Genomic DNA, 3,560 nt, shown 5'->3' on the forward strand with positions numbered 1-3,560 from the left:
ATATTGTTTTAAGTGATATAAAAATATTTAAAAAAAAAGTAAAAATGGAGATTAATTTTTAAATCCCATGTTTTTCAAATTCAATATTCAAAAAATCTTTAATATTATCTCTGGCCAATTCAACCATCTCAGGAGCAGGACCACCAGGAATAGCTCTGATTTTAACATTTTCAGCAGGGTTTAATGCCCTTTGAATTAACTCATCAGATAACTCCAATTTATCAAATCCTAAATCCAAAGCTATATCATCAATGAATTTAGATGTAATATCCTCTTCAGCCATTTCATTAGCAGTAGCTTCATTAACAATTCTTCCAACTATTTTATGGGCTGTTCTGAATGGAATATGTTTTTCACGAACCATGATGTCCGCCAAATCTGTTGCAGTTGCAAAGTTTTTACCAGCCAATTCTGCACACCTATCTACTTTAAATTCAACAGACAACATCATTTTTGTAACAATAGATAAAGTTTCTTTAGTTACTTTAACTGAATTCCACAAGTGAGGAGTAATTTCCTGCAAATCCCTATTGTAAGTATATGGAATAGCTTTTAGAATAGTTAAAATAGTAATCAATTCACCTGTAGCGATACTGGTTTTACCCCTTGCAAGTTCCGCCACATCAGGATTTTTCTTTTGGGGCATAATAGAAGAAGTTGACGAATATTCATCAGCCATCTCAATAACACCAAATTCATAAGTGCTCCACAAAACTAATTCCTCACAGATTTTAGCCAAAGTTGAAGATAGAGAAACTAAATCAAAAACAGTTTCACTAATAAAATCTCTTGCAGAAACACCATCCATAGAATTCTCCAAATAAGCATCAAAACCAAGCAAATCAGTGGTTAATTGCCTATTAATTGGAAAACTAGTTGTAGCCATAGCCGCTGACCCCAATGGATTTAAATTAACACGTTTATATGTATCTGCTAAACGTTCATAATCCCTTTTGAGTGCTTGAACATGAGCCATCAAATGATGGGCTATGGTAATTGGTTGAGCATGTTGCAAATGAGTGAAACCTATGAAAATATCTTCAAGATGTTCTCCAGCCATTTCAACAAGACCTTCAATAAATTCCAGAATACCAATTTGAATTTCTTCAATCATTTCCCTTAAAACTAATCTTACATCACATGCAACTTGATCATTACGTGATTTGGCAGTATGCATATAACCCGCTTCAGGACCAATTTTAGAAGTAACATAGTTTTCAATAGCCATGTGCACATCTTCAACAGAAGCATCGAATACCAATGCATCGAAACCTTCTTCTTTAAGATTATCAAGAGCGCATAAAATTTTATCAGCAATTTCTTTATCAACAATGCCCTCATGCTTTAACATTGAAGTATGGGCAAAATTAGTTTTAATATCAGCTTCAAAAAGAACTTTATCTGCATCAAATGATGAAGTATATTCAGCTGCTTCATCAGTCATACCAGTCTTAAAACGACCATTTCTAATATTATCCAAGAAAATCCCTTCTTAAAATATGATTAAAAATTAAAAAAAATAAAGTATAAAAAAAGAAATAAAGATTTAAAAAATCTTATTTTTTCATTTCGGTGTATCCACATTTACCACAAGCGAATCTGTCACCATGGTCAGCCATGAATACACCTTCACCACAACGAGGACAAATTGGGTTTTTTCTTTCAATTTTGTCGCCATCTACTTTGTAAAGATCTGATTTTCTTACCATATTAATCACCTATTCTTCTGCTTCTTCTTCAGCAGGTTCTTCTTCAGGTTCTGTATTTTTAGCTATAATATGTTCAGCTTCAATATATTTTAAATCATCAACAGTATCATAGACTTTAGCGTAACCTTTTGCTTTAGGTTCGCCGTAGTGTGGTTGTACATTGTCGACTACGATTAAATCTTTTTGAGTATTTAATAAAGCAACTAATTTAGATTTGATATCTAAAAGTTTAGGAGTTGGTTCTCCATCATAATCAACATAAAATTTAATTTCTTTTCTGTTAAACAATTTGTTTTCTTTTTCTTCAATAAATTCAATTTCCATTATAAGACCTCAATTCAATTTATTCTTTAATAAATCCATCAATAAGCCTTTGAGCTTTATTTTTAACATCCAAAACTTTTAAAAGCACTAACCCTTCATTTGGTTGTCCGTATAAAATTGTAGTTTCTGGATTTGCCATGATGATGCAAGGAAGAACTGCAAGATCTTCTTCCCCCGCTACTTCAATTACATAACATTCGCCACTGTTAGATAATTCAAGAGCCTGGCCTATGGTTTCCCATAGATCATCTGTGATATATCCAGCAGGATTATCAGCCTTTAAAATATGGTTTGCATGTATAACATCATGAGTATGATTTTTTCTTTGAATTAGATTATCAATTATACCAACATTCGGATATAATTCATGTTCAGTAAGATTTTTGAAAGTTTCATCACCAACAGAAATTAAAAACTCGGAAGACTTAATCTCATCAATCGCATCTTCAAAGTCAGGATATAACTTACCTAACGGCTTTTTAAGTTCAATTATTATATCTTTATTTAATTCTGCATCTAACCTTAACACAAAAAACCCTCTATCTTACCCTTAAACAGTATTCGCCTGGAATTGTTATATTTAATTCACGAGCTAATTCAGATTCTTCAGGATCAGTTATAATTAAAAGACCGCTCCAATTATCAGAAGTAGGACTTCCGCAATTAGGACATTGATCTTTATTTGAAATCATTTTACAAACAGTACATGCTTTCATTGTTTTGCCTTCCTACTTTTTTCTTTAGCTTCTTGAATCCATTCAAATCTACCTAAATTGGTTTGTCTCATTGTGAGAGGAATTTTGGAATTCCTATTATTTTCAATGTTGTTGGTAGATTCGTCTTTAATAGATACGCTAACTGCTCTAGCTCTGACTAAGTCACCTTCATCCAAAGTTTTATTTGATTCTTTTGCGAGTAATGCTCCTCTTTTAGCATCATAACTAATATAATCATCAGTTACTTGAGAAACATGTATTAAACCGTCCATAGGTCCAATTCTTACAAAAGCACCGTAATCAACAATATCGATTACTTCACCATCAAATATTTCATGTTGTTCAGGTTTAAAGAAAATAGCTTCAAAAACAACATTATGATATGAAGCTCCGTCACCCATTATGAGCCTACCTTCGCTAATTTCATCAATTTCATTAACGCAGATAAGTAAACCGAGTTTTTTATCTAAACGGCCTTCATAAATTTCGTTTAAAGTTTGAATAGCGACTTCTTCAAGAGGATCATCGAATCTGTAAGGTGGAATTCTTACAGTGTCCTCAATTTTTGTTTTATAATACAAAGTAATCCCTCATTTTAATTAATAAGTTTAATTAATATTATATTTTACCTTCAACAGCAATATATTTTTTTTGCCTTAAATAAGCAACAGTAATTCCTTTATCTTTTGCACGTTTTTTTAATTCAATATCATTTGTAGCTAATACTTCTGAAACTCTAAGTAACGCATCATCCACAGTTTCATTTTCTAATAATGAAATATCCTTTATTTCAATTTTTGAAGAATTAGCT

6 protein-coding genes and 1 pseudogene are annotated in these 3,560 nt (G+C 31.7%); all 7 read right to left on the reverse strand.

Annotation, left to right across the window (positions count from 1 at the left end; translation table 11 throughout):
* Positions 1-58 precede the first annotated feature (58 nt).
* Entirely contained in the window at positions 59-1,480 is a 1,422-nt protein-coding gene (gene argH / locus ACJMLH_RS06195) for an argininosuccinate lyase (RefSeq protein ID WP_405275794.1), read from the reverse strand.
* 76 nt (positions 1,481-1,556) lie between these two features.
* A complete protein-coding gene (locus ACJMLH_RS06200; RefSeq protein ID WP_292784086.1) occupies positions 1,557-1,709 on the reverse strand; it encodes a 30S ribosomal protein S27ae in 153 nt (50 codons plus the stop codon).
* A 9-nt stretch (positions 1,710-1,718) separates the two neighbouring features.
* The gene (locus ACJMLH_RS06205; RefSeq protein ID WP_405275796.1) at positions 1,719-2,033 is read right to left on the reverse strand and encodes a 30S ribosomal protein S24e; all 315 of its coding nucleotides are present in this window, start codon (positions 2,031-2,033) and stop codon (positions 1,719-1,721) included.
* 19 nt (positions 2,034-2,052) lie between these two features.
* A complete protein-coding gene (locus ACJMLH_RS06210) occupies positions 2,053-2,562 on the reverse strand; it encodes a GTP-dependent dephospho-CoA kinase family protein (protein ID WP_405275798.1) in 510 nt (169 codons plus the stop codon).
* A 10-nt stretch (positions 2,563-2,572) separates the two neighbouring features.
* Entirely contained in the window at positions 2,573-2,749 is a 177-nt protein-coding gene (gene spt4, locus ACJMLH_RS06215) for a transcription elongation factor subunit Spt4 (RefSeq protein ID WP_405275800.1), read from the reverse strand.
* The gene (locus ACJMLH_RS06220; protein ID WP_405275802.1) at positions 2,746-3,330 is read right to left on the reverse strand and encodes a DNA-directed RNA polymerase; all 585 of its coding nucleotides are present in this window, start codon (positions 3,328-3,330) and stop codon (positions 2,746-2,748) included. Before ACJMLH_RS06220 ends, spt4 begins: the two co-directional genes overlap by 4 nt.
* 37 nt (positions 3,331-3,367) lie before the next feature.
* Positions 3,368-3,560, reverse strand: a pseudogene (locus ACJMLH_RS06225) (twitching motility protein PilT); the annotation flags it as partial.

It is taken from the genome of Methanobrevibacter sp. (assembly GCF_045116495.1).
GTDB lineage: Archaea > Methanobacteriota > Methanobacteria > Methanobacteriales > Methanobacteriaceae > Methanocatella.

Bases quoted from the DNA above. Each gene is read 5' to 3' on its own strand.
- ACJMLH_RS06200 (WP_292784086.1), bottom strand. From the start codon at position 1,709: ATGGTAAGAAAATCAGATCTTTACAAAGTAGATGGCGACAAAATTGAA.
- ACJMLH_RS06205 (WP_405275796.1), bottom strand. From the start codon at position 2,033: ATGGAAATTGAATTTATTGAAGAAAAAGAAAACAAATTGTTTAACAGA.
- spt4 (WP_405275800.1), bottom strand. From the start codon at position 2,749: ATGAAAGCATGTACTGTTTGTAAAATGATTTCAAATAAAGATCAATGT.